The organism is Pseudomonas sp. Sample_9, from assembly GCF_004307535.1.
GTDB classification, from domain to species: domain Bacteria; phylum Pseudomonadota; class Gammaproteobacteria; order Pseudomonadales; family Pseudomonadaceae; genus Aquipseudomonas; species Aquipseudomonas mercuritolerans.
In genome coordinates this window covers 1-858 of the sequence record NZ_RAZO01000397.1, presented here as the reverse complement: position 1 = coordinate 858, position 858 = coordinate 1, and the positions used below count along the sequence as shown (strand labels likewise).

2 protein-coding genes are annotated in these 858 nt (G+C 56.1%); one reads left to right on the top strand and one right to left on the bottom strand.

Features of this window, described 5'->3' with window-relative positions:
- Positions 1 to 132 precede the first annotated feature (132 nt).
- The gene (csrA, locus tag D6877_RS22905; protein ID WP_003179932.1) at positions 133 to 327 is read right to left on the bottom strand and encodes a carbon storage regulator CsrA; all 195 of its coding nucleotides are present in this window, start codon (positions 325 to 327) and stop codon (positions 133 to 135) included.
- A gap of 250 nt (positions 328 to 577) precedes the next feature.
- On the opposite strand from csrA, the gene D6877_RS22900 reads away from it, so the two are divergent.
- Positions 578 to 858 (top strand): SPOR domain-containing protein (locus tag D6877_RS22900; protein WP_130912223.1); only part of this gene is annotated, 281 nt, incomplete at its 3' end.

The following is an 858-nucleotide window of genomic DNA, read 5'->3' as shown; positions in this document are numbered from 1 at the left end:
GGCAAGTGAAAGGAGTCAGCATGCTTCAGGCGCCGTGCCCAGCGGGGTGAAATGCGGATGGCTAAACGGCGCGTGAATCTTTAGCCAGTCTTGCGCGACGGCAATAGGACTGGCTACGTAATGCTAAGTGGCTCAGGGCGTTTGCGGCTTGTCCGGAGCGGTCAGGCCGGCCTGGATGCGTTGGTAAATTTCTTCACGGTGCACTGCCACGTTTTTCGGAGCGTTGATGCCGATGCGGACCTGTTGGCCGCTGACTCCGAGGATGGTGATCGTGATGTCATCACCAATGTTTATGCTTTCACCGACTTTGCGGGTGAGTATCAGCATGGTCTTCTCCTTGATTGCTTTGTAGGGCACCTGATTCAGACAGTGCAGAGGTCGGTGGTATCTATAGATTAGTGCGAAGTCTCACGGTTTGGGTGCCTCTTTCTGACGCGCAGAAGCGGCATTAATTCCCAGGGCGTAACTATACAGAGGCTGCAATCATCATTCTCGTTGTTTTGTGCCCATTTTGCGGGGCTCGCGAAGTATTTTTGAATGCTAAGATCCCCGCTTTGTGAATTCCGAGGAAAGCGTTGTGCGCAAATTGGTTTGGCTGGTAGCGGCACTGGCATTGGCAGGCTGCGGTGAAGGCAGGAATGTAGATGCGCCGAAGCCTGAGACGAAGGTCGCGGCAGCGCCGGCGGCCGCCGCGCCACAGTGGGATCTGGAAGTTCGGGGCGAAACTCCGCAGGCAGTCAGTGACCTGAGCGGCTGGTTGATCGAGCATGCTTTCGTTCCGACTGTCGTCAAGGACGGCAGCGGTAAAACACGAATTCTGATCGGTCCGTTCAATTCCCAAGCTGACGCCGAGGCGCG

What these genes read in the sequence shown, in the direction of transcription:
- csrA (WP_003179932.1), bottom strand. Translation starts at nt 327, where the DNA reads ATGCTGATACTCACCCGCAAAGTCGGTGAAAGCATAAACATTGGTGAT.